Source organism: Thiomonas sp. OC7 (assembly GCF_900634595.1).
Lineage (GTDB): Bacteria > Pseudomonadota > Gammaproteobacteria > Burkholderiales > Burkholderiaceae_C > Thiomonas > Thiomonas arsenitoxydans.
The window spans coordinates 863271-887373 of the sequence record NZ_LR131953.1; the positions used below are offsets into that span (position 1 = coordinate 863271).

Annotated in this window: 24 protein-coding genes and 1 tRNA gene; 13 read left to right on the forward strand and 12 right to left on the reverse strand. The window is 65.8% G+C overall.

The window, feature by feature from the left end; translation table 11 throughout:
• Window positions 1-49 precede the first annotated feature (49 nt).
• A complete protein-coding gene (panB, locus tag BIO17B3_RS04080) occupies window positions 50-910 on the forward strand; it encodes a 3-methyl-2-oxobutanoate hydroxymethyltransferase (RefSeq protein ID WP_156053119.1) in 861 nt (286 codons plus the stop codon).
• A gap of 21 nt (window positions 911-931) precedes the next feature.
• Window positions 932-1777: a pantoate--beta-alanine ligase gene (gene panC, locus BIO17B3_RS04085; RefSeq protein WP_156053120.1), complete on the forward strand. Its 846-nt coding sequence runs from the start codon at window positions 932-934 to the stop codon at window positions 1775-1777.
• 30 nt (window positions 1778-1807) lie between these two features.
• On the opposite strand, the gene BIO17B3_RS04090 is transcribed toward panC, so the two are convergent.
• A complete protein-coding gene (locus BIO17B3_RS04090; protein ID WP_156053121.1) occupies window positions 1808-2587 on the reverse strand; it encodes a class II aldolase/adducin family protein in 780 nt (259 codons plus the stop codon).
• Window positions 2588-2744: 157 nt separating this feature from the next.
• Here BIO17B3_RS04090 and nadB point away from each other — a divergent pair, with 157 nt between their 5' ends.
• The 4 genes from nadB to BIO17B3_RS04110 all read left to right on the forward strand — a co-directional run bounded on the left by nadB (window position 2745) and on the right by BIO17B3_RS04110 (window position 6146).
• Window positions 2745-4310 (forward strand): L-aspartate oxidase, encoded by a 1566-nt coding sequence (nadB, locus tag BIO17B3_RS04095; protein WP_156053122.1) that lies wholly within the window; start codon window positions 2745-2747, stop codon window positions 4308-4310.
• A gap of 6 nt (window positions 4311-4316) precedes the next feature.
• Complete coding sequence (locus tag BIO17B3_RS04100) at window positions 4317-5153, forward strand: inositol monophosphatase family protein (protein WP_232054177.1); 837 nt, start codon at window positions 4317-4319, stop codon at window positions 5151-5153.
• A gap of 174 nt (window positions 5154-5327) precedes the next feature.
• A complete protein-coding gene (locus tag BIO17B3_RS04105; protein WP_232054178.1) occupies window positions 5328-5717 on the forward strand; it encodes a MarR family winged helix-turn-helix transcriptional regulator in 390 nt (129 codons plus the stop codon).
• A 33-nt stretch (window positions 5718-5750) separates the two neighbouring features.
• On the forward strand, window positions 5751-6146 hold the full coding sequence (locus BIO17B3_RS04110) for a DUF1398 domain-containing protein (protein ID WP_156053125.1): 396 nt from the start codon (window positions 5751-5753) through the stop codon (window positions 6144-6146).
• A 106-nt stretch (window positions 6147-6252) separates the two neighbouring features.
• Here BIO17B3_RS04110 and BIO17B3_RS04115 read toward each other — a convergent pair whose 3' ends face one another.
• The 4 genes from BIO17B3_RS04115 to BIO17B3_RS04130 are packed head-to-tail and all read right to left on the reverse strand — an operon-like array spanning window position 6253 to window position 10301.
• Window positions 6253-7086: a DUF4197 domain-containing protein gene (locus BIO17B3_RS04115; protein WP_156053126.1), complete on the reverse strand. Its 834-nt coding sequence runs from the start codon at window positions 7084-7086 to the stop codon at window positions 6253-6255.
• Window positions 7087-7102: 16 nt separating this feature from the next.
• Window positions 7103-8938: a GspE/PulE family protein gene (locus BIO17B3_RS04120; protein ID WP_156053127.1), complete on the reverse strand. Its 1836-nt coding sequence runs from the start codon at window positions 8936-8938 to the stop codon at window positions 7103-7105.
• Window positions 8939-8974: 36 nt separating this feature from the next.
• Window positions 8975-9760 carry a spermidine synthase gene (locus BIO17B3_RS04125; protein WP_156053128.1) on the reverse strand — a complete coding sequence of 262 codons (786 nt, stop codon included), beginning with the start codon at window positions 9758-9760 and terminating at the stop codon, window positions 8975-8977.
• Window position 9761: 1 nt separating this feature from the next.
• Window positions 9762-10301: a DNA-deoxyinosine glycosylase gene (locus BIO17B3_RS04130; RefSeq protein WP_232054179.1), complete on the reverse strand. Its 540-nt coding sequence runs from the start codon at window positions 10299-10301 to the stop codon at window positions 9762-9764.
• A 71-nt stretch (window positions 10302-10372) separates the two neighbouring features.
• Here BIO17B3_RS04130 and BIO17B3_RS04135 point away from each other — a divergent pair.
• Both BIO17B3_RS04135 and trmB read left to right on the forward strand, forming a co-directional pair.
• Window positions 10373-10446: transfer RNA gene (locus tag BIO17B3_RS04135), tRNA-Gly, on the forward strand.
• A 34-nt stretch (window positions 10447-10480) separates the two neighbouring features.
• Window positions 10481-11191 (forward strand): tRNA (guanosine(46)-N7)-methyltransferase TrmB, encoded by a 711-nt coding sequence (trmB, locus tag BIO17B3_RS04140; RefSeq protein ID WP_156053129.1) that lies wholly within the window; start codon window positions 10481-10483, stop codon window positions 11189-11191.
• Window positions 11192-11203: 12 nt separating this feature from the next.
• Here trmB and BIO17B3_RS04145 read toward each other — a convergent pair whose 3' ends face one another.
• The 3 genes from BIO17B3_RS04145 to BIO17B3_RS04155 all read right to left on the reverse strand — a co-directional run bounded on the left by BIO17B3_RS04145 (window position 11204) and on the right by BIO17B3_RS04155 (window position 14766).
• On the reverse strand, window positions 11204-12052 hold the full coding sequence (locus BIO17B3_RS04145) for an undecaprenyl-diphosphate phosphatase (RefSeq protein WP_156053130.1): 849 nt from the start codon (window positions 12050-12052) through the stop codon (window positions 11204-11206).
• 55 nt (window positions 12053-12107) lie between these two features.
• On the reverse strand, window positions 12108-13364 hold the full coding sequence (locus BIO17B3_RS04150) for an NRAMP family divalent metal transporter (RefSeq protein WP_156053131.1): 1257 nt from the start codon (window positions 13362-13364) through the stop codon (window positions 12108-12110).
• A 121-nt stretch (window positions 13365-13485) separates the two neighbouring features.
• Entirely contained in the window at window positions 13486-14766 is a 1281-nt protein-coding gene (locus BIO17B3_RS04155; RefSeq protein WP_156053132.1) for an Nramp family divalent metal transporter, read from the reverse strand.
• Window positions 14767-14966: 200 nt separating this feature from the next.
• Between BIO17B3_RS04155 and BIO17B3_RS04160 the strand changes: the two genes are divergently transcribed.
• On the forward strand, window positions 14967-15617 hold the full coding sequence (locus BIO17B3_RS04160) for a protein-L-isoaspartate O-methyltransferase (protein ID WP_156053133.1): 651 nt from the start codon (window positions 14967-14969) through the stop codon (window positions 15615-15617).
• 186 nt (window positions 15618-15803) lie between these two features.
• Window positions 15804-16148, forward strand: a complete 345-nt coding sequence (locus BIO17B3_RS04165) for a rhodanese-like domain-containing protein (protein ID WP_013105241.1) — start codon at window positions 15804-15806, stop codon at window positions 16146-16148.
• Here BIO17B3_RS04165 and BIO17B3_RS04170 read toward each other — a convergent pair.
• Genes BIO17B3_RS04170 through BIO17B3_RS04180 form a run of 3 tightly spaced genes read right to left on the reverse strand, consistent with a single transcriptional unit; the run spans window position 16142 to window position 19871 of the window.
• Window positions 16142-17449: a 3-deoxy-D-manno-octulosonic acid transferase gene (locus BIO17B3_RS04170; RefSeq protein WP_156053134.1), complete on the reverse strand. Its 1308-nt coding sequence runs from the start codon at window positions 17447-17449 to the stop codon at window positions 16142-16144. The two genes, BIO17B3_RS04165 and BIO17B3_RS04170, sit on opposite strands and share 7 nt — an antisense overlap.
• Window positions 17446-18498 (reverse strand): lipopolysaccharide heptosyltransferase I, encoded by a 1053-nt coding sequence (gene waaC, locus BIO17B3_RS04175; protein WP_232054180.1) that lies wholly within the window; start codon window positions 18496-18498, stop codon window positions 17446-17448. Before waaC ends, BIO17B3_RS04170 begins: the two co-directional genes overlap by 4 nt.
• Entirely contained in the window at window positions 18495-19871 is a 1377-nt protein-coding gene (locus tag BIO17B3_RS04180) for a phosphomannomutase/phosphoglucomutase (RefSeq protein WP_156053135.1), read from the reverse strand. Before BIO17B3_RS04180 ends, waaC begins: the two co-directional genes overlap by 4 nt.
• A gap of 101 nt (window positions 19872-19972) precedes the next feature.
• On the opposite strand from BIO17B3_RS04180, the gene BIO17B3_RS04185 reads away from it, so the two are divergent.
• The 3 genes from BIO17B3_RS04185 (at window position 19973) to BIO17B3_RS04195 (ending at window position 23445) form a co-directional block, all read left to right on the forward strand.
• Window positions 19973-20827 (forward strand): symmetrical bis(5'-nucleosyl)-tetraphosphatase, encoded by an 855-nt coding sequence (locus BIO17B3_RS04185; protein ID WP_156053136.1) that lies wholly within the window; start codon window positions 19973-19975, stop codon window positions 20825-20827.
• A gap of 143 nt (window positions 20828-20970) precedes the next feature.
• Window positions 20971-22692: an AMP-binding protein gene (locus BIO17B3_RS04190; RefSeq protein WP_156053137.1), complete on the forward strand. Its 1722-nt coding sequence runs from the start codon at window positions 20971-20973 to the stop codon at window positions 22690-22692.
• Window positions 22693-22746: 54 nt separating this feature from the next.
• Window positions 22747-23445, forward strand: a complete 699-nt coding sequence (locus BIO17B3_RS04195; protein WP_156053138.1) for a class I SAM-dependent methyltransferase — start codon at window positions 22747-22749, stop codon at window positions 23443-23445.
• A 1-nt stretch (window position 23446) separates the two neighbouring features.
• On the opposite strand, the gene orn is transcribed toward BIO17B3_RS04195, so the two are convergent.
• Window positions 23447-24058 carry an oligoribonuclease gene (orn, locus tag BIO17B3_RS04200; RefSeq protein ID WP_156053139.1) on the reverse strand — a complete coding sequence of 204 codons (612 nt, stop codon included), beginning with the start codon at window positions 24056-24058 and terminating at the stop codon, window positions 23447-23449.
• Between the last annotated feature and the right edge of the window lie 45 nt (window positions 24059-24103).

Sequence of the window (24103 nt, forward strand, 5' to 3'; positions counted from 1 at the left end):
ACAAGCGTAGCGCGGGCATAATTCGCCGGTTTCCACCTGAGCTCAAGCCATGTCAGCAGACTCTCCCGCGCCCTACGGCGCTGCGCCCCGCAGTGATAGCGCTCCGCGCAAACCGCTCACCCTGCACCGCCTGCGCGCCATGCGTGAGGCCGACGAAAAAATCGCCATGCTCACCGCTTACGACGCGGCCAGCGCCAGCCTGCTCGACGCCGCCGGGGTCGATTGCCTGCTGGTGGGCGACTCGCTGGGCATGGTGATGCAGGGCCACGGCTCCACCCTGCCCGTCACGCTCGAACAAATGGTCTATCACACGCAGTGCGTGGCGCGCGGCAATCGCAGCGCCTGGCTCATTGCCGATCTGCCCTTCGGCAGCTACCAGGCCGGAGTCGAGCAGGCCGTGGCCAGCAGCGTGGCACTGATGCAGGCCGGTGCGCAGATGGTCAAGCTCGAAGGCGGCGGCTGGACCGCGCCCGTCATCGCCGCCCTCGTGGAACGCGGCATTCCCGTCTGCGCCCACCTCGGCCTCACGCCGCAGAGCGTGCACGCACTCGGCGGGTACCGCATTCAGGGCCGCGACGCGCAATCGGCCGACACCCTGCGCCGTCATGCGGCCGAAGTCGGCGCTGCGGGCGCGGCCATGCTGGTGCTCGAACTCGTGCCCTCCGATGTGGCAGCGCAAATCAGCGCGGCCTATCCCGGCATCACCATCGGCATCGGCGCGGGCGCGCGCACCCATGGCCAAGTGCTGGTGCTGCACGACATGCTCGACATCACCCGCGGCCCCAAACCGCGCTTCGTGCGCAACTTCATGCAGGGCGCGCCCAGCCTTCTCGACGCCGTGCGCGGCTATGTCGACGCCGTCAAGCAAGGCACGTTCCCCGACGAAGCCCTGCACGGCTATGCCGCCTGATTCTTCCTCCCGCCCTTGCCCATGCTGACCGTCCACACCGTCGCCGACCTGCGCGCCGCGCTCAAACCGCACCCCGATTGGACCCTGGTGCCCACCATGGGCAATCTCCACGCCGGGCATCTGGGGCTGATCGCCCGCGCGCGGCAGGAGAACGTTCCGGTGGTGGCGAGCATTTTCGTCAACCGCCTGCAGTTCGGGCCGAACGAAGACTTCGACCGCTACCCGCGCACCCTTCCGCACGACGCAACGCTGCTGGCCGACGCCGGCTGCGACCTGCTGTTCGCCCCTGACGAAGCCGAGATGTACCCGCAGCCGCAGACCTTCCGCGTGCTGCCCGATCCGGCCATCGCCGGCATTCTCGACGGCGCCGCTCGCCCTGGTCATTTCGAAGGCGTGGCCACCGTGGTGATGAAGCTGTTCCAGATGGTGCAGCCGCGCCATGCCGTGTTCGGCAAGAAGGACTATCAGCAGTTGCTCCTCATCCGTCGCATGGTCGAGCAGTTCGCCCTGCCCATCACCATCATCGGCCTCGACACGGTGCGCGCCGACGACGGACTGGCACTGTCTTCGCGCAACGGCTACCTCACGCCCGAAGAACGCGTGCAGGCGCCGCAACTCCAGGCCGCCCTGCGCGCCCTGGCCGAAGACGCCCGCAGCGCGACCGACCCCGAGCAGATTCACCTGCTCGAACAACAGGCCATGACCCGCCTCGACCATCTCGGCTGGACGCCCGACTACCTGACCCTGCGCCGCCGCGCCGACCTGCAGCCGCCTACCGCGCAAGACCTGCACCGCGGAACGCCCTGCGTCGCGCTGGCCGCCGCCCGCCTGGGCCGCACCCGGCTGATCGACAACCTGGAGTGCTGAACGCCCCCCGGCAACCTTGAGACGGCGCCCTCAAGCCCGGTATCCGGGATCGGTGCGTTCGAGCTTGCGCAGCAGCGCAGGCCAGACAAAGGCGCCCCCCATGCCACCGGTCTGCACTCGCATGGCCTCTGCCACGCCGCTGAGAATGCGCGGATGCACCTGGCGCAGCCCTTCCGCCCCCTGCTGACCCGCCAGCGCGGCGATCTGGATCTGACAGGCGCTCTCCAGCACATACATGCCCAGAAAGGCATCGGCGATGCTCGCGCCCACGGTCAGCAGGCCGTGATTGCGCAGAATGAGGAAGTTGGCGTCCCCGAGATCATCCTGCAGACGCGGTTTTTCGTCGGGGCGGAACGCCACGCCCTCATAGTCGTGATAGGCCACCGACGCCAGCACGAAAGTGCTCTGCTGACTGATGGGCAACACGCCGTGCTCCTGCGCGCTCACCGCCACTCCGGCGCGGGTATGGGTGTGCAGCACGCAGCCCGCGTCCGGCCTTGCCTCGTGCACCGCACTGTGGATGACGAAACCTGCGGGATTGACCGGATAGGGGCTCTCGCTCAGCTTGTTGCACTCGGCGTCCACCTTCACCAGACTCGACGCCGTGATCTCCTCGAACATCAGGCCATAGGGATTGATGAGAAATTGGTGGTCGCCACCGGTCAGCGAAAGCGGCAGCTTGGCGCTGATGTGAGTGAACACCCGATCGCTCCAGCCGTGCAAGGCCACCAGCCGATAACAAGCCGCCAGATCGCAGCGCAGCGCCCATTCCTGCGGGTCCACCGCGTGTTCCAGGTTCGGTATGTTCATGTTTGTCTCCTTCGTTTTTATGGAAGCTGATTTTCGGCCCATTTGCGCGCCTTGTCAGCGAACAAGGCGCTGGCCGCGCGAACAAGGGACAATCACCTTTTCATCACCCCTTCACTGACGCCCCTCCTGCAAGCGCTGACCCACGCGTTGACCCACCATGCCCCAAAGTGATGTTCTGATCCTCGGTGCCGGTCTGGCCGGCCTGTCCACCGCACTGCATCTTGCCGAGCGCTTCAAGGTGACGGTCCTAGCCAAACGCACGCTTGACGTCTCGTCCAGCCAATGGGCGCAGGGCGGCATTGCCGCGGTGCTGGCCGAGGGCGACAGCTTCGAGGAGCACGTGCACGACACCCTGGTCGCCGGTGCGATGCTGGGCGATCTGCCGGCCACGCGCTTTGTCATCGAGCACGGGCCGGACGCCATCGCCTGGCTGCGCGAACAAGGCGTGCCCTTCGACACCGAAGGCGCCGCGCTGCACCTCACCCGCGAGGGCGGCCACAGCCAACGCCGCATCGCCCATGTGGTGGACGCCACAGGCGCGGCCATCCAGACCACGCTGCTCGCCCGCGCCAAGGCCCATCCCAACATCACCCTGCTGGAAAACCATGTCGCCGTCGATCTCATCACCGACCGTCATGTGGACGGCAAGGCCAGCCCGCGCTGCTGGGGCGCATATGCCCTCGACACCGCCAGTGGCCGGGTCGAGACGTTCGCCGCAGCACACACCGTGCTGGCCACTGGCGGCGCCGGCAAGGTGTATCGCTACACCACCAACCCCGACACCGCCAGCGGCGACGGCATCGCCATGGCCTGGCGCGCGGGCTGCCGCGTGGCGAATATGGAATTCATCCAGTTCCACCCCACCTGCCTGTATCACCCCAAAGCCAAGAGCTTCCTCATCACCGAAGCGGTGCGCGGTGAAGGCGGCAAACTCGTGTTGCCCGACGGCACCCGCTTCATGCCCGCGCACGACCCGCGCGCCGAACTGGCCCCGCGCGACGTGGTGGCCCGCGCCATCGACTTCGAGATGAAAAAGCGCGGCCTCGACTGCGTCTACCTCGACATCACCCACAAAGGCGAAGCCTTCATCCGCCAGCACTTCCCCACCATCCACGCCCGCCTGCTCGAACTCGGCATCGACATGGCCCGCGAGCCCATACCCGTGGTGCCCGCAGTGCACTTCACCTGCGGCGGCGTGCTCACCGACCTTTCGGGCCGCACCGATCTGCCCGGCCTCTACGCCGCGGGCGAAGTGGCCTACACCGGCCTGCACGGCGCCAACCGGCTGGCGAGCAACTCCCTGCTGGAATGCGCGGTGTTCGGCAAGGCCGCTGCGCTCGCCATCCTGGAAGCCGCGCCCCCCGCCGTGCCCACGCCCCGCCGCTGGGACGAAAGCCGCGTGAGCGACGCCGACGAACTCGTGGTCATCAGCCACAACTGGGACGAGCTGCGTCGCATGATGTGGAACTACGTCGGCATTGTGCGCACCGACAAGCGGCTGGAGCGCGCCGCCCACCGCATCGCCCTGCTGCAAGCCGAGGTGGACGAGTTCTACGCCAACTTCCGCGTCACCCGCGACCTGCTGGAGCTGCGCAACCTGCTGCAAGTCGCCGCCCTCATCGTGCGCTCGGCGCAGTTGCGGCACGAAAGCCGCGGCCTGCACTACAGCCTCGACTGGCCGCAGACCGCCGCGCCCGCAGCGCCCACCATTCTCGTGCCCTGAATGCCCATGCCCACACCGCACGCCCTCCCCGATCTCGCCCTGGTCAGCGCCTTGCTGCGGAACGCCGCACGCGCCGAAATTCTGCCCCGCGCGCAGTCGCCCGACCCGCGCCTGAAGGCCGACGGCACCTGGGTCACCGACGCCGATCTGGCCATGCAAACCCGTGTGCAACACGAACTCGCCGCCCTCTGGCCGCACATCCCTTTACTGGGCGAAGAAATGTCCGCCGAAGCGCAACAGCAACTCATGGCGAAAGAAGCCGCCTCGCCAGACGGCCCCGGCCTGTGGGTGCTCGACCCGCTGGACGGCACCAGCAACTTCTCCGCCGGCCTGCCGGTGTTCGGCCCCTCGCTGGCGTGGATACAGGGCGGCCAGGTTCGGCTGGGTGTCGTCGTCGATGTGATGCGCGACGAAGTCTTTAGCGCCGCCCTGGGCGCCGGCGCATTTCTCAACGGCCAGCCCTTGCGCGTACCCGCAACACAGGTACCGCTATCCAAAACCATTGCCTGCATCGACTTCAAGCGGCTTTCAGCCCCCCTGGCCACGCAGTTGGCGATGCGCCCACCCTACAGCTCGCAACGCTCCATCGGCTCAGTAGCGCTCGACTGGTGCTGGGTCGCCGCCGGTCGCTTCCACCTCTACCTGCACGGCAGCCAAGGCCTATGGGACTACGCCGCAGGCAGCCTCATCCTCAGCGAGGCCGGCGGGCGTGAGCAAACCTTGGCAGGCGACGCCGTGTTCAACAACACCCTGGAAAAACGCTCGGCCGTGTGCGCAGGCGATGCAGAACTGTTCGCCCAATGGACTCACTGGCTGGCCGCAAACGACGGCGCCCCTCGATGAACTGATCTGGCTTGCTCTTCGTGTAAGCAATCCGGCAGTCTTGACATAGGTTTCCTTAGAAACTACATTTCAGATAGTTTCCAAGGAAACCTAATGGTTAATCGAAAAAAACAAACTGCCCTCTCTCCGCTGGAAGCCCACCTGGGCTTCTGGTTGCGTTTCGTATCCAACCACGTGTCTAGTCGCTTCCAGCAGCTGCTTGAGGACAAGGGCGTCACGGTGACCGAATGGGTGGCGCTACGCACACTCTGGTCGCAAGACGAAACCACGCATGCCGAGCTGATCTGCGCCTTGGGTATGACCAAAGGCGCTGCGTCCAAGGTCGTTTCGCGGCTGGAAGAAAAAGGGCTGGCCGGGCGGCAGCTGGCTGATGGCCGCGCCCGCGAGCAGAGCTTGAGTCTCACCGCTGCAGGGAAGGACTTGGTGCCACAGTTAGCAGCGCTGGCTGATGCCAACGACGCCCACTTCTTTGGCCACCTGCCCGCCGCAGAGCGTGATGCGCTGACCCAATCCATGAAGGCTCTGGTGCAGCGCCACCAGCTCAAAGAAATTCCCACGGCCTGATCCAAAGGGCATTACTTCAACAGAGGACAAACCATGAACGAAACAACTCTTTCAAAAATTTGCGCAACTTTTGAAGCCTCCAACCAGGGCACCATCCACTTCGGCCAAGTGATCAGCCAGTTAGTAGAAGCCGGGGTGGAGTCGTACTACGTGGACTACCGCAGTGGTCGCACAACCTATTACCTGCCAGACGGTAGCACCGCCGACTTCAGCTTCGAGCGTCCTCAGCACCGTATTGCCGATGCTTTTGATGGCGACGCTGTACGCGCAGCCATCTTGGGTGCGCAGCAGGGTAAGGTGATGTACCCCGAGTTCAAGACGCTGTCACAACGCGCAGGTTGTGTGGCCTACACGGTCTGGATTGCAGGCCGACACGTGGTTTATTTGGGCCGCCGGGGTGAAACACACATTGAGCGTTTCCCTGGTTAAGGAAGGTCTGTACAACCCGTGCCGAAACGCGAGTTGATGGGGACAACCGGGGTCAGAACAATCAGGATCTAGCCTTCCAACATCCGATCAATCATGTGCCCGCTTTTCACCGCCCCAGCGCCGCGCCGAAGACTTTGCTTAGGAGCTTGCTGCCGGTGCCCACCGGGTCGGTACGGATGGCTTTTTCTTGTTCGCCGATGGCCTGGTATAGGCGCTTGAGCGCCTCTTGGGTGACGTACTGCTGAATGCTGGCCTGATCGGCCTTGACGAGGCCGAACTGCGCGGCCTGCCCGGCGAAGCGGTTGTAGATCTGGGCGAGGCCGACCTTGTCAGTGGCCTTGGCGACGATGGGCAGGAATTTTTGCGTCAGGGTTGCTTCGGTCTTGCGTTTGAAGTAATCAGTCGCGGCCTCGTCGCCCCCGGTGAGAATGCCCTTGGCGTCTTGCACTGACATGCTTTTCACCGCATCCACCAGCAAGGTTTTGGCTTCGGGCACGGCGGCTTCGGCGGCGCGGTTGATGGCCAGATCGAGCTGGTCGGCCTGAGCGCCCATTCCGGCCATACGCATCAGGCCGCTAGCCTTCTCGATGGCGGGCGGAAGGGGAATGCGCCACTTGGCGTTGCCATAGAAGCCGTTTTCGCGGCCCAGTTCTTTCACCGCGATCTCTGCGCCGCGCGATAGTGCGGTCTTCAGCCCCTGATCGACTTCGCCGTTGCTCAACGCCGCCACCGCGGCATTCACCGCGCCCGAAGACGCCCCGTCGCTCTGCCCGGCCGAGTTCGGCTGCGCGGCTGGCTGCGCAGGCGCTTGCGCCGTGCCCAGCGCGCCGCTGAGCTGGTTGGTCAGGTTGCCGAGATCGAAGGCCATCGCGGGCAGTGGCGCAGCGAGCGCCAGCACGGCGGCAAGGGCAACGGGCAAGGCAAGGGGACGTGTTTTCATCGTGCTCTCCGGTGGGTCAGCGTTGTGGATCGGGGGTGGCGCGCAGCACTTCGTCGAGGGTGGTGACGCCTTCGGCCACCTTGATGGCGCCAGCCAGGCGCAGCGGCTTCATGCCGTCTTTGATGGCCTGCGCGCGCAGCGGCCCGAGTTCCGGGCTGCGCACCAGCAGCGCCCGCAGCGCCTCGCTGCAACTCAGCAGCTCATACAGGCCGATGCGGCCGAGATAGCCGGTGTTGCGGCATTCCACGCAGCCCACGGGTTTGTAGGGGCGCACCTCAGATTGCGTTTTCCACGGCGCCACGGCCGCGCGAAAGGCCTCTTGGTCGAAGGCGTCGTCGGGCTGCTTGCAATGCGGGCAGAGGGTGCGCACCAGACGCTGCGCGAGCACGCCGAGCAAGGTGGCACTAGCGAGGTAGGACGGCACGCCGAGTTCGAGCAGGCGGGTGATGCTCGACGGTGCGTCGTTGGTGTGCAGGGTGGAGAGCACCAGATGCCCGGTGAGCGCCGCCTGCACCGCCATGTCGGCAGTCTCGCGGTCGCGGATTTCGCCGACCATGATGATGTCGGGATCTTGCCGCATCAGCGCGCGCAGGCCTTCGGCAAAGCTGAGGTCGATGGCGGGCTGCACCTGCATCTGGTTGAACGCGGGTTCGACCATCTCGATCGGGTCTTCCACGGTGCAGACGTTCACCTCCTCGGTGGCTAGGCGCTTGAGGGTGGAATATAGCGTGGTGGTCTTGCCGCTGCCCGTGGGCCCGGTGACGAGGATGACGCCGTTGGGCTGATGGGTCAGGCGCTGCCAGTCGCGCGCTTCGTGCGCCGGAAAGCCGAGGGCGGGCATGTCGCGCACGACCACGTCGGGATCGAAGATGCGCATCACCAGCTTCTCGCCAAACGCCGTGGGCATGGTGGCTAGGCGCAGCTCCACCTCGTCGCCCGAAGGTCGACGGGTCTTGATGCGGCCATCTTGCGGACGGCGCTTTTCGACCACGTCCATGCGGCCGAGCAGCTTGACCCGGCTGGTCATCGCGCCCATCACCGAACCGGGCACCTGATAAACCGTGTGCAGCACACCGTCGATGCGAAAACGGATGACTCCCATGTCGCGCCGCGGCTCGAGGTGGATGTCAGAGGCGCGCTGCTCGAAGGCGTATTGCCACAGCCAGTCGACCACCTGCACCACGCCGGCGTCGTTGGCGTCGAGCGCCTTGCCGCTGCGGCCCAGTTCCACCAACTGCTCGAACTGGTTGACCCCGCCGGTGCTGCCGTTTTTCTGCGCATGTTTGACCGAGCGCGCGAGGTTGAAAAACTCCACCGTGTAGCGGGTGATGTCGGCGGGGCTGGCGACCTGCAGCTCGATGGGGCGGCGCAGCATGCGCTCCATCTCGGGCACCCAGCCGCGGTCGAACGGCTCGCAGGTGGCGATGGTGACCGCCTCGGTCGAGGCCGCCACGGGCAGAATGCGGTGGCGCTCGGCGTAGCTGGTGGACATGAGATCGCCGATTTTGCTGATCTCGACCTTCAGCGGATCGACGCGCAAATAGGGCAGATTGGCACGCTGCGCCAGCCATTCGGTCAACACATCCAGATCGAGTGTGCGGCCGTCGCTCAGACGCTTGAGCCCGGCCAGCGCCACGCGCTGCAGCGCATGCAGCTTGCCGCTGGCGTGGGCGCAGCGCTCCCAGCCGTAGCGGCCAGCAGCCGCGTCAATCAGGCCGTCGGCCTCCAGCCACTGCAGCAGTTCGCGCCAATCGAGTCGACCCTGCGCCGCAGGCGGCGCACCCGGTGCAGATTGCGCCTTGGGCGGGGCGGAAGGGTCGGCCGAGCGAGTGGGAGTGCGGGGGGCGTCCATAAAACCGAGTGTAGGACAGCCCCTTGTGACGCCGTGTTAACGCGCCGGATGCAGGCGCTTGAGCAAGCGCGCCCAGCGCCGCGCCGGCAGGCCGCCAGTGCGCTGCGCCACGGCATCGGCGCGCTCCAGCAGTTGCGCGCGCGTCGGCAGCGGGCTCTGCGTGGCGTCGCGCAGGGCGATGGCGATGAGGTTACCGTCGCGGTTGGGCGGCAGCTGCCACACGCTGTCGCCCGGCTGGTTGAACGCCGCGACGATGCGCTGCAGATTGCGCTCCAACACGCGCACATGGCCCGGCCCGCTGAACAGATTGACCACTATCACCCCCTGCTCGCCCAGCAGTTGGCGGCATGCGGCATAAAACTCGGCAGACTCCAGCGCGGGGGCTGCGGCTTGCTCGTCGTACATGTCCACATGCAATACCGCCGCACTGCCCGCATGGGCGGGGTCGGCCGCATACGCGCCGGCATCCGCGCACAGCACTTGCAACTTGCCGCCCGGCTCTGGCAGCGCAAACCAGCGATGCGCGGCCAGGATGACGCCCGGATTCAGCTCCACCGCCACGCAGGGCAGCCGCAAGCGCTTGAGCATGAATTTGGTGATCGCCGCGGCGCCCAGGCCCAGCTGCACCGCCGTGCCGCCGCGCCAGGCTTTGTCGGGCAACAGCAGCATCCAGGCCATCATGCGCTGCACATACTCCAGTTCGAGATCGTTGGGACGGGCGATGCGCATGCTGCCCTGAATCCAGGGCGTGCCCAGATGCAAATGGCGCACGCCGTCTTCTTCGGAAAGGGTGGGTTGGGGAAAGGTGGGTTTACGGGCCATATCAAATGAGTTTTGCAGCGATGAATGCCTCCCGCCAGGCGGCACGCTTGCGCTCCAGACTCCAGCTCGCATTCGCTGGGCTGGTGGAGGGCAGACGGCGCACCTCGGGGCCGAGGCTGCGGGTGATGCGCATGGCGCGGGCCGATTCGCCCCCGTTGTGCGCGATGAGTTGCAGCAAAGGCAGGCCCGCCACGAGCGCAGGAAGATCATTGGGCAGCGCATCCGCAATGGCACTGTCCAGACTGCCCTCGCGGCGGCAGTGGGCGTACACATCCCAGATGCCCAGCCCGCGCTCGCACACCGCCTCGATGCGCTGCGCGTAGGGCCGCTGCATCAGATCCAGCCCGAACAAATCGCCCACGATGGGCCAGAACTGATTGCGCGGATGCGCGTAATACTGCTGCGCCTGCAACGAGGCGACGCTCGGGAAGCTGCCCAGCACCAACAGGCGGCAATCGCCCCGCACCGCAGGCGCCAGCCCCCGCAGCATCGGCGCGGAAGGCGCAACAGGAGCAAGGGCGGAAGCGGACGAACGAGCCATGCCGTCATTGTCGTCGCTGCCGCCATGTCCACCACCAAGCACCTGCCTATAATCGCCAGCTTTATCGCGCTGCGGGTGTAGTTCAATGGCAGAACGGCAGCTTCCCAAGCTGCATACGAGGGTTCGATTCCCTTCACCCGCTCCAAATCATCTCCGGCTTGAGCCGGATTTTTTTCGCCATGACGGCTGACCCAAACCCCGCAACAGACGACGCCGACGCGCTCCGGCAACGCGGCATCCGCAGCTTTGTGCTGCGCGCCGGGCGTACCACCGAGGCGCAGACGCGCGCACTGGCGGAACTGGGGCCGCGCTGGATCGTGCCTTATGCCGACGCCGTCACCGATTGGTCCGCCGTATTCGGCCGCGCCGCGCCGCGGGTGCTCGAAATCGGCTTCGGCATGGGCGACGCCACGGCGCAGATCGCCGCAGCAAAGCCCGAGATAGATTTCATCGGCGTGGAAGTGCACCCGCCCGGCGTGGGCGCGCTGCTGCAGCGCATCGACGCCGCGAAGCTCACCAATTTGCGCATCGTGCAGCATGACGTGGTGCAGGTGCTGCAGCACATGATCGCGTTGCACAGCCTGGACGGACTGCACATCTACTTTCCCGATCCGTGGCCGAAAAAGCGGCACCACAAGCGGCGCCTGATCCAGCCGGAATTCGTGCGGCTGGCCATCAGCCGTCTGCGCCCGGGCGGCTATCTGCACTGCGCCACCGACTGGCAGCCCTACGCCGAGCACATGCTGGAGGTGTTGCGCGCCGAGCCGGGACTTGTCAACACGGCCGCCGATTACGCCCCGCGTCCGGACTGGCGCCCGGTGAGCAAATTCGAGCGCCGCGGCCTGAATCTCGGCCACGGCGTCTGGGATCTAGTGTTCACCACCCGGTGAACCCGCCAGACTTCATCCAGACCAGTTCACCCAGCCGCCCCAGGCGGTGACCAGCACCAGCGCGCCGAACACCACCCGGTACCAGGCGAAGGGCACGAAGCTGTGCCCGCCCACATAGCGCAGCAACCAGCGCACCACCATCAGCGCCGAGACAAATGCCACCGCCATGCCGAGGCCGAAGGTAGGCACATCGCTCAGGCTGAGCAGAGCGCGATTTTTGTAAAGCTCGTACACCGTGGCGGCCAGCAGAGTGGGAATGGCGAGAAAGAAGGAGAACTCGGTGGCGGCCGCGCGGCTGAGGCCGAACAACATGCCGCCAATAATCGAAGCACCCGAGCGGCTGGTGCCGGGAATAAGCGCAAACGCCTGCGCGATGCCAACCTTCAGCGCGTCGCTCGCACGCATGTCATCGACATGGTGAATGCGCACATGCTGCGTCGACCGCTTCTGCCAGGCTTCTGCCCAGAAGATCACCAAGGCGCCAACGATAAAAGCCAGCGCCACCGGCACGGGTGCGAACAGCCAGCGTTTGATAGCGCTGGCAAACAGCAAGCCCAGAATGGCCGCCGGGATGAAGCCGATGAGCACATTGATGGCAAAGCGCCAGGCGGTGCTGCGCCGCGCGGGTTCGGCTGCGGCCAGTCCGGTGAGCACTTCGCCAATACGCACGCGGTAATGCCACATCACCGCCAGAATGGCGCCGCTTTGAATCGCGATTTCAAACACCTTGGCCTTGTCGCTCACCCAGCCCAGCAAGCTGGCGGCGAGAATGAGGTGGCCGGTGGAAGAAATCGGCAGAAATTCGGTGATGCCCTCGACCAAGCCGAGAATCACCACCACGATGGCGGAATGCGCGTCCATGCTGACCCTTGTGACAAAAGGTTGCGATTATGCGCAAACTTTGCGTCAAAAGGGCTCACACCAGGCTGCTCAGCCCCCCATACACCCCTAAACCAGCGGTCAGCACCACCACGGCGACGACCACCCAGAAGTACGCGCCGCGCAGGCGATGTTCCGGGGGCAGTGCCTTGGTGGCCAGCGCCACCAGAAACCCCAGCACCAGCGGCAGCATCAAGGCGTTCATCACTTCCACCCCGATGGACAGGGCGACCAGATCAGGCACGAAGGCCACCACCAGCGCCCCGCCGATCACCCCCGCGCTGAACACGGTGTAGAACCACGGCGCTTGCCTCGGATGCAGTTCCAGCGAATGCTTGTAGCCGGTGACTTCGCCAAACCCCCAAGCCGCCGCCAGCGCCACCACGATGGCGGCCACCATGGCTGCACCCAGAATGCCCAGGCCAAATACGGTGCGCCCCAGCGTCTCGCCAAGCGTCGGGGTGAGCGCCTGCGCTATTTGCCCCACGGTGTTGAGCGGCGCGGTGCTGTGCCCGCTCCAAAGCACCGCTGCGGTCACCATCAGCACCGCCGCCATGATGAGCTGGGTAAGCACGGCGCCCACCGCCGTGTCCCAGCGGGCGGCGGTGTATTGCTCCGGCTTGAGCCCCTTGTCGGCCACGGCGGACTGTTGATAGAACACCATCCACGGCATGATCACCGCGCCGATATTGGCCGCCACCAAATACCAGTACGCCGGATGCTGCACCGGCACATGGCCCAGCCCCTGCAACACCTGCGCGCCATCGATGGGCGCGCGAAACGCCACCCAGACGAACACCAGTTCGAACAACCCGAGCGCGATGGCAATGCGCTCCACCCGGCGGTAAGACCCCGTCCACACCACCGCCAGCAGAAAGAACGCCGCCAGGCCGAGGCTCCAGCCGCGCGGCACGCCGAACAGCGCCCCGACCCCGGCCACCCCCGAAAACTCGGTGATGATGGCCCCGACCGAAGCCACCGCCAGGCCCGCCACCGACACCCAGGCCCAGCGCGCACCGAAGGTTTCGCGAATCAACTCGCCATGCCCCTTGCCGGTGAAAATGCCCAGCCGCACGGTGAGCTCTTGCACCACATACAGAATGGGGATGAGCACCAGCTGCAAGCTGAGCAACTGGTAGCCCCATTGCGCCCCGCTTTGCGCCGCGGTAATCACGCTGCCGACATCGGTATCGGCCAGCATGACCACCAGCCCCGGGCCGAGCACGGCCAGAAAAATGGCCAGTCGGGACAGCGCCCGCGGGCCGGGCTGTGGCAGGGTGGAACTTGCGGACATGGCATTTGCCTCTCATCTGCCCACGCTGGCGCGTAGGCTTATGCAGCAAATGCTATTCACTTTTATTTGTAATTCAATCGCATTTACTCCTGCTCACACTTCTTTCGTTCTTCGCCAACCATCAAATCAGCTTGCACAGCAATAGCGCATTCAGTGCGATGATCAGCGCCGTCACCGCCCAGCCAACCCAGCGCACCGTCGGCCGATTGACCAATTCGCCCATCAAACCCCGGTTGGAGGTGAACAGCAGCAAGGGCACGAGTGCGAAGGGAATGCCAAACGACAGCACCACCTGCGAAAACACCAGCGTGCGTGTCGGATCGATGCCCAACATCACCACCCCGACAGCCGGCAAGCTGGTGACCAGACGGCGCACCCACAGCGGCACGGTGAAACCCACCAGCCCCTGCATCACCACCTGCCCCGCCATCGTGCCCACCACACTGCTCGAAATGCCGCTGGCCAGCAGCGCCAGGGCGAACACCGTGGCCGCCCCAGCGCCCAGCATCGGCGTGAGAGTGCGATAGGCCTCGCTCAGATCATTGGCCGCGAGGCCCTGCTGATGAAAGGTGGCAGCAGCCACCGCCAGCATGGCCATATTGATCAGACCGGCCAGCCCCATCGCCAGCATCACGTCCTTCCAGGCGAAGCGCATCAGCAGTGCCCTGCGCTGAACCGGCACCTGAATGCGCCGCTGTGTCAGGCTGGAATGCAGATAGATGACATGCGGCATGACGGTGGCGCCCAGAATGCCCACCGCCAAATACACCGCATCGGAGCTGCCGCCGAAACTCGGCCTCAGCGTGCCTTGGAGGATGGGAAGCAAAGCAGGATGGCTCAGCGCCAGTTGCAGGCCGTAGCCAAGCGCAATCACTCCCACCAGCGCGGCCACCACCAGTTCCAGCGGACGAAAACCCTTGCGCTCCAGCGTCAGAATGCTCATCACCACGACAAACGCCGCCAGCACCGAAGCCCCCATGGGCAGGCCGAACAGCAGATGCAGCGCCAGCGCCGCGCCGAGAAACTCCGCCAGATCGGTCATCATCGCCACGATCTCGGCCTGCACCCAGTAAAACCACACCAGCTTGCGCGGAAAACGCTCGCGGATGAGTTCGGGCAAATTGCGTCCGGTGGCGATGCCCAGCTTGGCCGACAGACCCTGCACCAGAATCGCCGCCAGATTGGCCCAGAGCACCACCCACAGCAGGGTGTAGCCATGCTGCGCGCCCGCCTGAATGTTGGTGGCGAAGTTGCCCGGATCGACATACGCCACCGAGGCCACCACCGCCGGGCCAATAAAAGGCAAGATTCGCCGCAGCCCCTGCACGCTTTTTGGGTCTCCGCTCAGGGCGACATGCGCGGCCTGAGCGGTGCGTTGATCGAGTGTGGAGGCATACGACATGACCTTCTCCCTGCTGAACGTCTTTTCGATAATTTATGTCAATTACCGTAACTTTCTAATTGGATTTGAATATGGCAGTCTTAGCGCGGAACAATGCGGCAACCGGCGCGAAATTTGCTCTTCGGCAGACACCGCACCGCCCGCCGGTTTTGCATCACAAATTAAACTGTGGCACTTTCACCCTGCGTTGCGGAGAACCCATGAGCATCGAGCAAGCCCGTTTCAACATGATCGAGCAGCAGATCCGTCCCTGGAATGTGCTGGACGCCGGCATCCTCGAACTGCTGGGCAGCGTGCGCCGCGAAGACTTCGTGCCCGCGGCCTATCGCGGTCTGGCCTTCATGGACACCGAAATTCCCCTGCCCTGCGGCCAGAACATGCTCGCCCCCAAGGTAGAGGCGCGCATCCTGCAAGAACTCGCGGTGCGCAAGGATGAATGGGTGCTCGAAATCGGCGCGGGCAGCGGCTTCATGGCCGCCCTGCTCGGTCACCGCGCCGCTGCGGTGCAGACCCTGGAAATTCATGAAGAACTGGTGACCATGGCGCGCGCCAACCTGCAGCGCGCCGGCATGAACAACGTCACCGTCGAGCAGGCCGATGGCGCGCACTACGCCAAAAGCGCCGAATTCGATGTGATCGTGCTCTCCGGCTCGGTCGCGCAAATTCCGCAATACCTGCTGCAACGCCTCAAACCGGGCGGGCGGCTGGCGGCCATCGTCGGCGACGAACCCGTGATGCGCGCGCAGATCGTCACCCGCGCCACCGCCACCGACTTCCGCACCCGCGATCTGTTCGATACCGTGGCCACGCGGCTGGAGCATTTCCCCGAGCCCTCGCGCTTCCAATTCTGAACAGAGAGGGTGTGAATGACTCCGCCATGCCCGCTCATCGCGCCCAAAGCGTCCCAACTCGGCGTTGCAAATGCGCGCCGTGCCTACGGGCACGGCTGTGCTTTGCGCCTTGATTGGAACCCTCTGGGTGCGCTGCTCTGTCACGCCGGACTCATTCACACCCTCTGACAAAACAAGGACTCCCTGATGATCAAGCAACTCAGCGTGCGCGAACTGGCCGACAAGATCGAAGCCGCCACCGCCCCCATCACCGATTGGCAATTCCTCGACGTGCGCGAGCCCTGGGAATTTCAGATGGCGGCGATCAAGCATCCGCACTGCCCCGTCACTCACATCCCCATGAGCATCGTACCCCTGCGGCAAAACGAGCTCGATCAGAGCAAGCCGCTGGTCGTCATCTGCCGCAGCGGCAACCGCAGCATGATGATCGCCCGCTTTCTGGAGCAAAACGGCTTCGGCGAGTTGTACAACCTCAACGGCGGCATGACCGCCTGGTCGCGCGAAATCGACCCCTCGGTGCCAATTTACTGATCCGCTTGCGGGCGCTGCGAAAGCGCCTTCCCCGCGTTCTCCACAATCCAATCCGCCTGGCGCTGCGCCGCGCCCTGATGCGCCGCGGCGAAGGCGCGGGCGCTCTGGCTCGCCTGTTGCCGCAAAGGCGGGTCGTCGAGCCAACGCGCAAAAGCCGCCCACACCTGCGCCGCATCCGCCGCCCGCAGTGCGGCCCCGCCGTCGATCGCTGCCTGAGCCGCTGCAGCGAAGTTGAACTGCGACGGCCCCAGCACCACGGGGCAGCCGCAAGCGCAGGCTTCGATCAGGTTCTGCCCGCCCAAAGGCAGCAGGCTGCCGCCGATGAACGCCGCATCGGCCATGGAGTAGTAAGCCGCCATCTCGCCCAGTGAGTCGCCCAGCCACACGGCAGTCTCGGCCGTCGGGGCCCCCATGCTGCGGCGCTGCACGGCGTGGCCTTGACCCGCGAGAAGTTGCGCGACCGCATCGAAGCGCTGCGGATGGCGCGGCACCCAAACCAGCAGTGCCCGCTGCGCCAGCGCCAAAGGCAGCGCGGCCAGCAGCAACGCCTCCTCGCTCTGCCCGCCCTGCTCGCGGGTGGACGCCAGCAGCAACACCGGGCGCGCAGCAGCCGCTTTCCACTGCTCGCCGAGTTGCATCAGCGCGGGGTCGGGTCGCATGTCGAACTTCAGATTGCCCAGACTCGTCGCCTGCGCCGCTCCCAGCGCCTGAATGCGCCGTGCATCTTCAGGTGTTTGCGCCGCAGCGAACAAGCCGCCCCAGGCCACGCGCGCCAAAGACGGCCAGCGTTGCCAGCGGCTCGCACTGCGCGCGCTCAGCCGCGCATTGGCCAGCAGCACCGGCACCCCGGCTGCGCGACATTGCTCGGCCAGATTCGGCCACACCTCGGTTTCCATCAGCACCGCCACACGCGGCTGAAACCGGCGCAGAAAACGCCGCATCGGCCCCGGCAAGTCATACGGCAGCCAGACCTGCACATCGCCAGGCTGCAGCAGCTCAGCCCCGGCGGCGCGGCCAGTGGCGGTCATTTGCGTCAGCAAAAGGCGCATCTGCGGCAACTTCTCGCGCAGCGCCTCGATCAACGGCGCAGCGGCGCGGGTTTCGCCCAAAGACACCGCATGCACCCAGACCCGCGGCCCCGCAGTTGTCGCAGAAGCCGACTTGCCGCTGAACCACCCCAGCCGCTCTGCCCAATACTGCCGATACAGCGGCTCGGCGCGGCCGCGCCACCACAGCCGCAGCAAGGCAAAGGGCAAAACCAGCCGCCAGAGCAGGCCATAAACCCGCAAGGTCAGTTTCATGCCGGGGAGCGGCGATCCGCCGAAGCCGCCAGTACGTCCCGCGTGGCATTCAGCACCTCGGCCACAGCAGGCTGCTGGCCGGTGTCACCCAGACTGCGCCAGGGCCCCGCCGACTCGAAATCCACACTGTGCGGCGACGAGCCGGTGTAAACAGCCACCGCGGGCGTGCCCACTGCGGCAGCGAGATAGAGCAGACCGGTATCGACTCCAACCACCACGCTGGCCGCACGCAACACCCGCATCCATTCTGCCAGGCCGAAGGCAGCGGGGGCAACACAAGCGCGTGTCGTCGTGCCGTCCGACGCGGCGGCATTCACCGCCTCGGCCAGACGCTCAGCGCGGGCACGCTCGGCTGCATTGCCCCAGGCGAACACCCCGATACGACCTTGCGCTGCAAGCGCTTGCCCAAGAGCGACCCAGCGCGCTTCCTCCCACAGCTTGCGGTCTTTGGCGGTGGCGCTCAGCAGCAAGGCATAGGGTGCATCGCCAGCCAGCCATGCGGGACGCTCGGCCTGCAGGCTCAGACCGTATTGCGGCTTGCCTTGCGGGGCATAGCGCAAGGCCCAGGCGACCAGCGCCCGGTAGCGCGGCACGGCAGCTTCAGTGCGATGCAAGTCGGTCTTCTGACGATGGGCGTAGAACAAGGGCGCGAGCGCCTCGCGTGCGTTGCCCCACGACAGGCCATAGAGCGGACCGCGCGCCAATCGGGCGATGAGGGCGCTTTTCACCAGCCCTTGCAGGTCGATCACGGCGTCATAGGTCTCGGCGCGCAAACCAGCCTTCCACTCCCGCCATTCCTGCCGAATTTCTGGGCGCCAGAACTGCTTGCGCCAGCGCCGCAGCGCCAGCGGAATCACTCGCCTGACCCCGGGATGGGCGCGCACGATGTCGGCGTAGGCCTCCTCGACCAACCAGTCGATTCTCGCCCCCGGATGCGCGGCCAGGATGTCGTGCACCACCGGCAGCGCGTGCACCACGTCGCCCATCGAGCTGGTCTTGACGATCAGCACGCGCAAGGGCGGTGTGGACGGATTCAATACCGTGGTCAAAATGGCAGTTTCAACGAAGCATCGAGCGCCAGCAACGCGGCGCGGAACTCGGCCTGCACCCGCGCCAGCGCCGCCGCATCGGCGCCCTCGAATCGCAGCACCACGCAGGGCGTCGTGTTGGAGGGCCGCGCCAGGCCGAAACCATCGGCGTAGTCGGCACGCACGCCGTCGATGGTGGAAATATTCAAAGCGCCGGGAAAGCGGCCTTCGCGCTGCAAACGCTCGCACAGCGTGAAGTTGGCGCCCTCGGCCGTCTCCAGCTTCAGCTCCGGGGTGGAGACGGAATCGGGCAGGGCTTCGAGCACGGCCCCCGCATTCTCGGCACGAGAAAGAATTTCCAGCAGCCGCGCCGCGCCATACTGCGCGTCGTCGAAGCCGTACCAGCGATCCTTGAAAAAGATGTGGCCGCTCATCTCGCCAGCCAGCGGTGCGTCGATTTCTTTCATCTTGGCCTTGACCAGCGAATGCCCGGTGCGGCCCATCACCGGCTCGCCGCCGTGACGCCGCACCCAGGCGGGCAGCTGCGCGGTGCATTTCACGTCGAACAGAATGGGCGCGCCGGGATGGCGCTCCAGCACATCGGCGGCGTAGAGCATGAGCTGGCGATCGGGCCAGATGACGGCCCCACTGGGCGTGACCACGCCGAGACGGTCGCCGTCGCCGTCGAACGCCAGCCCCAGTTCGGCGCCGGTGTCGCGCACGGTGCGGATGAGATCTTCGAGGTTGTGCGGATCGGCGGGATCGGGATGATGGTTGGGAAAGGTGCCATCGACTTCGCAGAACAACTCCACCACCTCGCAGCCCAGGCTGCGCAGCAAGCGCGGCGCAAAAGCGCCGGATACGCCGTTGCCGCAATCGACCACCACTTTCATCGGCCGCGCCAGCTTGATGTCGCCTTCGATGCGGCCCAGATAGTCCTCGACGATGGAGGCCTGCCGCGTGCTGCCCTGTCCTTGTGCGAAGGCTTCGCTGCGGGTCAGCGCCAGCAATTCCTGAATCTGCTCACCGAACAGGGCATTGCCGCCGAGCACCATTTTCAGACCGTTGTACTCGGGCGGATTGTGGCTGCCGGTGATCTGAATGCCGCTGACCACCGGCGTGGTGGCGCAGGCGTAATACAGCATGGGCGTGGCGTTCATGCCCAGATCGATCACGTCCACGCCCCCGGCGCGCAAGCCTTCGCTGAGCGCCTGCGCCAGCGCCGGGCCGGACAGACGCCCGTCGCGGCTGATATTCACCGCCGTCTCGCCATTGCGCCGCGCCAGCGTGGCGAAGGCCTGACCGATCGCGTGGCAGGCGTCCTCGGTCAGCGTTTTGCCAACGATGCCGCGAATGTCGTAGGCCTTGAAAATCGTGGGATCAAGCTGCGCCATGCGGGGCTCCGGTGGGATGGATTGTCGAGAAGAGCACGCAAGCGTCAACTTGCGTCATTACGATGATGCGTTTGGTAAACCACGCATTTTAGGGAGAGGCTTTGGCAACGTACCTGATCGGCGATGTGCAAGGCTGCGCCGACGCCTTTGACGCCCTGCTCGACGCGCTGCAGTTCGACCCGGCGCACGACCGGCTCATCGTGCTGGGCGATCTGGTCAATCGCGGCCCGCAGTCGCTCGCCAGCATGGAGCGGCTGATGGCGCTGGGCGACAGCGCGCAATGTCTGCTGGGCAATCACGACCTGCATCTGCTGGCCGTGGCGCATGGCGTGCGCAAGGCACACCGCAGCGACACGCTCGACGACATCCTGCAATCACCACGGCGCACTGAGCTGATCGACTGGGTGCGCCGCCGCCCGCTGGCGCTGATGGAGCGTGGCTGGCTGCTGGTGCACGCCGGGGTGCTGCCGCAATGGTCGGCCGACAAAACCCTGCAACTCGCCGCCGAGGTGGAACGCCGCCTGCGCGCGCCCGATTACGTCGATTTCCTGCGTGTGATGTTCGGCAACCAGCCCGACGAATGGAGCGAGAGTCTGGCGGGGTTCGACCGTCTGCGCATCGTGGTCAACACCCTCACCCGCGCCCGTTTTCTGCAGGCCAGCGGCCCGAATCGGGGACGGCTGGATTTTCACAACAAGCAGGCCAGCGCCAACGGCGCCTCCTCCGAACTCCTGCCCTGGTTCGCCCTGCCGCAGCGCGAGACCGCGCAGACTCCCATCGCCTTCGGCCATTGGTCCACCCTGGGCCTGCGCTGGGAACACAACGCGCTATGCCTGGACAGCGGCTGCCTGTGGGGCGGCGCGCTCAGCGCATTAAAGCTGCCGCCCGCGGGTCAGCCTTGGCTGGAATTCACCCAGATCCCCTGCACCCGCAGCCTGGAGCCCATGCCGGACTGAGCTGCAAGGCCCCTGGCTTGCTGCGCAAGCCGCCCCGAGGGGGATAACTGACATCGACCTGACTGTCGACCTCTGTGCTTTCCCGCTGGCCCGCCTCAGCGGTGCGGGCTAAAGTGGGCGCATAACAACATCAGGAGACTTCGATGCAGATCAGCCACCCCATCAGCCACCCCGGCGCCCATGCCAGTTTCGTGCAGGCGCGCGACTTGCTGCAGCGCCACCGCACCGATTACGCCCGCGCCTACGCCGATTTCCGCTGGCCCGCGCTCGACCGCTTCAACTGGGCGCTCGATTATTTCGATCCCATGGCCCAAGGCAATGACGCGATTGCGCTGTGGATCGTGGAAGAAGACGGCAGCGAGGCGCGCTACAGCTTTGCCGACATGGCGCAGCGCTCGGCGCGCATGGCCAACTTCCTGCGCGCGGGCGGCGTGGCGCGCGGCGACCGCGTGCTGCTCATGCTGCCCAACTGCATCGAGCTGTGGGACGCCATGCTCGCCTGCATCAAACTCGGCGCGGTGATGATTCCCGCCACCACCCTGCTCACCCCCACCGACCTCCAAGACCGCATCGTCCGCGGCGGCGTGCGGCATGTGATCTGCCTGCCGGCCGACACCGCCAAATTCCACGACCTGCCGCAAACCGTCTGGACGCAGGTGCAAGGCCGTTTCACCGCAGGCAGCGCGCCCATCGGGTGGACAGCGCTTGCCGGGGCGCAAACAGCGGCCGCCGACTTCGCGCCCGAGGCCGACACCCGCGCCACCGATCCCCTGCTGCTCTACTTCACCTCCGGCACCACCTCCAAGCCCAAGCTGGTGCTGCACACCCATCAAAGCTACCCCGTGGGTACGCTGGCCACGATGTACTGGATCGGCCTGCAGCCCGGCGATGTGCACTGGAACATCAGCTCCCCCGGTTGGGCCAAGCACGCATGGAGCAGTTTTTTCGCCCCATGGAACGCCGGTGCGGCGATCTTCGCCTTCAACCAAAGCCGCTTCAACGCCGCGGCCACGCTGCAAACCCTGTCTCGCTGCGGCGTCACCACGCTGTGCGCGCCGCCCACGGTGTGGCGCATGCTCATTCAGGAAGACCTGAAGCGCTATCCGGTCAAACTGCGCGAACTGGTCGGCGCTGGTGAGCCGCTCAACCCGGAAGTGATCGAGCGGGTGCGCGCCGCCTGGGGCATCACCATCCGCGACGGCTACGGCCAGACCGAGACCTGCGCGCTCATCGGCAACAGCCCCGGCCAGCCGCTCAAACCCGGCGCCATGGGCCGCCCCATGCCGGGCTACCGCATCCGCCTGGTCGATGTGGACGGCAACTCAGCGGAAGAAGGCGAAGTCTGCGTCGAGACCGAGCCGCGCCCCACCGGTCTGCTCGTCGAATATGCGGGCGACGCCGAGAAAACCGCGCAGGTCATGCACGACGGCCTCTACCACACCGGCGACGTGGCGCAACGCGACGCCGACGGTTATTACACCTTCGTCGGCCGCACCGACGACGTGTTCAAGTCGTCCGACTACCGCATCAGCCCGTTCGAGCTGGAAAGCCTGCTGATCGAACATCCCGCCGTGGCCGAGGCCGCCGTGGTGCCCTGCCCTGATGCGCTGCGCCTGACCATCCCCAAGGCCTTCGTGTCATGCCGCGTCGGCTTTACGCCCAGCGCCGAACTGGCCCGGGACATTCTGCTGTTCGTGCGCGAACGCGCCGCGCCCTACAAGCGCATCCGCCGCATCGAGTTCTTCGACCTGCCCAAGACCATCTCGGGCAAGATTCGCCGGGTTGAGTTGCGCAAAATCGAAATCGACCGTGCGGCAGGGGTGCGCGGCGAACTAGAGTTTTACGAGGACGATCTCCCGGGCTGAAAGCGCCGCGCTCCGTCTCTAAAATCGCGGCCTTGCCCACCCCCAAGGCCCCCCATGATCCACAACGAACTCGACGTCCTGACCGAACTGGTCCCGCTGGGCAACGGCCTGAAGGTCATCGAACTGGGTTGCGGTAGTGCCCGGCTGCTCACCGAGCTGCTGCAGCGCTGCCCGGCCTGCGAAGCGCTGGCGCTGGAAGTCGATGCGGTGCAGCACGCCAAGAATCTGGCGCGTCTGCCCGAAATGCTTGCGCCGCGGCTGCGCTTCGTGCAGGAGAGCGCCACGGCCATACCGGCCGCGGACTGCGGCTTCGATCTGGCGCTGATGCTCAAGTCGCTGCACCACATTCCGCTGCACGCCATGCAAACCGCACTGGCGGAAACCTGGCGCGTGCTGCGCCCGGGCGGCTGGCTCTACGTCTCGGAGCCCGTCTACGACGGCGCGCTCAACGACATCGTCAAGCTCTACAACGACGAAGGCCCGGTGCGCGCCGCAGCGCAGGCCGCGCTCAACCAAGCCCTGTCAACCGGGCAATGGCAGCAGACCGCCGAGCGCCGCTTCGACATGCCCGCGCACTTCCCCAACTGGGAGTCTTTCGAGCAGCGCATGCTCTACCCCAGCTTCGCCGATCATCAGATCACCGACGATTTGCGGCAGCGCGTCAAGGCCGCCTTCGACCCGCATTGCGGCGCCGACGGCGCGCACTTCACCCGCCCGATACACGTCCGGCTACTGCAAAAGCAAGCGGCTTGATTCACCCCGCCACTTCCGGATCGACGCCCGCCACCGGCACGCGCAGGAAGTGCTCGCGGTAGTGGCGCAACTCGTCGATGGATTCCTGAATGTCGGCCAGCGCGGTGTGGGCCTGCTGCTTTTTGAAGGCGCTCACCAGCTCGGGGCGCCAGCGCCGCGCCAGTTCCTTGAGGGTGCTCACGTCGAGGTTGCGGTAGTGGAAATAGGTCTCCAGCTCGGGCATGCCCCGGGCCATGAAACGGCGATCCTGGCAAATGGTGTTGCCGCACATCGGCGACTTGCCAGCGGGCACGTATTTTTTGAGGAAAGCGATGATCGCCTTGCTGGCCTGCGCTTCGTCCACGGTGCTGGCGCGCACCCGGTCGGTGAGGCCGGATTTGCCGTGGGTGTTCTGGTTCCAGGCGTCCATGCCGGCCAGCACCGCGTCGCTTTGATGGATGGCCAGCACCGGCCCTTCCACGCGCACGGTGAGCTGCGGGTCGGTCACGACCACGGCCACTTCGATGATGCGATCGGTGTCGGGATTCAGCCCCGTCATCTCCATGTCGACCCAGATGAGGTTGTCGTCGTGACAGGTGAGGATGGAAGCGGCGGACGTGGCGGAATCGGACATGAAATGCATTCAAGTAGGGGAATGGCGACGGCGGGTCGCGAGGAC

Excerpts from the sequence above, each read along its gene's own strand:
- BIO17B3_RS04100 (WP_232054177.1), top strand. The coding sequence starts at position 4,317 with ATGCCCACACCGCACGCCCTCCCCGATCTCGCCCTGGTCAGCGCCTTG.
- nadB (WP_156053122.1), top strand. The coding sequence starts at position 2,745 with ATGCCCCAAAGTGATGTTCTGATCCTCGGTGCCGGTCTGGCCGGCCTG.
- BIO17B3_RS04145 (WP_156053130.1), bottom strand. The coding sequence starts at position 12,052 with ATGGACGCGCATTCCGCCATCGTGGTGGTGATTCTCGGCTTGGTCGAG.
- BIO17B3_RS04090 (WP_156053121.1), bottom strand. The coding sequence starts at position 2,587 with ATGAACATACCGAACCTGGAACACGCGGTGGACCCGCAGGAATGGGCG.
- BIO17B3_RS04165 (WP_013105241.1), top strand. The coding sequence starts at position 15,804 with ATGATCAAGCAACTCAGCGTGCGCGAACTGGCCGACAAGATCGAAGCC.
- BIO17B3_RS04110 (WP_156053125.1), top strand. The coding sequence starts at position 5,751 with ATGAACGAAACAACTCTTTCAAAAATTTGCGCAACTTTTGAAGCCTCC.
- BIO17B3_RS04170 (WP_156053134.1), bottom strand. The coding sequence starts at position 17,449 with ATGAAACTGACCTTGCGGGTTTATGGCCTGCTCTGGCGGCTGGTTTTG.
- panC (WP_156053120.1), top strand. The coding sequence starts at position 932 with ATGCTGACCGTCCACACCGTCGCCGACCTGCGCGCCGCGCTCAAACCG.
- panB (WP_156053119.1), top strand. The coding sequence starts at position 50 with ATGTCAGCAGACTCTCCCGCGCCCTACGGCGCTGCGCCCCGCAGTGAT.
- BIO17B3_RS04195 (WP_156053138.1), top strand. The coding sequence starts at position 22,747 with ATGATCCACAACGAACTCGACGTCCTGACCGAACTGGTCCCGCTGGGC.
- BIO17B3_RS04125 (WP_156053128.1), bottom strand. The coding sequence starts at position 9,760 with ATGGCCCGTAAACCCACCTTTCCCCAACCCACCCTTTCCGAAGAAGAC.
- BIO17B3_RS04150 (WP_156053131.1), bottom strand. The coding sequence starts at position 13,364 with ATGTCCGCAAGTTCCACCCTGCCACAGCCCGGCCCGCGGGCGCTGTCC.
- BIO17B3_RS04120 (WP_156053127.1), bottom strand. The coding sequence starts at position 8,938 with ATGGACGCCCCCCGCACTCCCACTCGCTCGGCCGACCCTTCCGCCCCG.
- trmB (WP_156053129.1), top strand. The coding sequence starts at position 10,481 with ATGACGGCTGACCCAAACCCCGCAACAGACGACGCCGACGCGCTCCGG.
- orn (WP_156053139.1), bottom strand. The coding sequence starts at position 24,058 with ATGTCCGATTCCGCCACGTCCGCCGCTTCCATCCTCACCTGTCACGAC.
- BIO17B3_RS04190 (WP_156053137.1), top strand. The coding sequence starts at position 20,971 with ATGCAGATCAGCCACCCCATCAGCCACCCCGGCGCCCATGCCAGTTTC.
- BIO17B3_RS04180 (WP_156053135.1), bottom strand. The coding sequence starts at position 19,871 with ATGGCGCAGCTTGATCCCACGATTTTCAAGGCCTACGACATTCGCGGC.
- BIO17B3_RS04130 (WP_232054179.1), bottom strand. The coding sequence starts at position 10,301 with ATGGCTCGTTCGTCCGCTTCCGCCCTTGCTCCTGTTGCGCCTTCCGCG.
- BIO17B3_RS04115 (WP_156053126.1), bottom strand. The coding sequence starts at position 7,086 with ATGAAAACACGTCCCCTTGCCTTGCCCGTTGCCCTTGCCGCCGTGCTG.
- BIO17B3_RS04155 (WP_156053132.1), bottom strand. The coding sequence starts at position 14,766 with ATGTCGTATGCCTCCACACTCGATCAACGCACCGCTCAGGCCGCGCAT.
- BIO17B3_RS04160 (WP_156053133.1), top strand. The coding sequence starts at position 14,967 with ATGAGCATCGAGCAAGCCCGTTTCAACATGATCGAGCAGCAGATCCGT.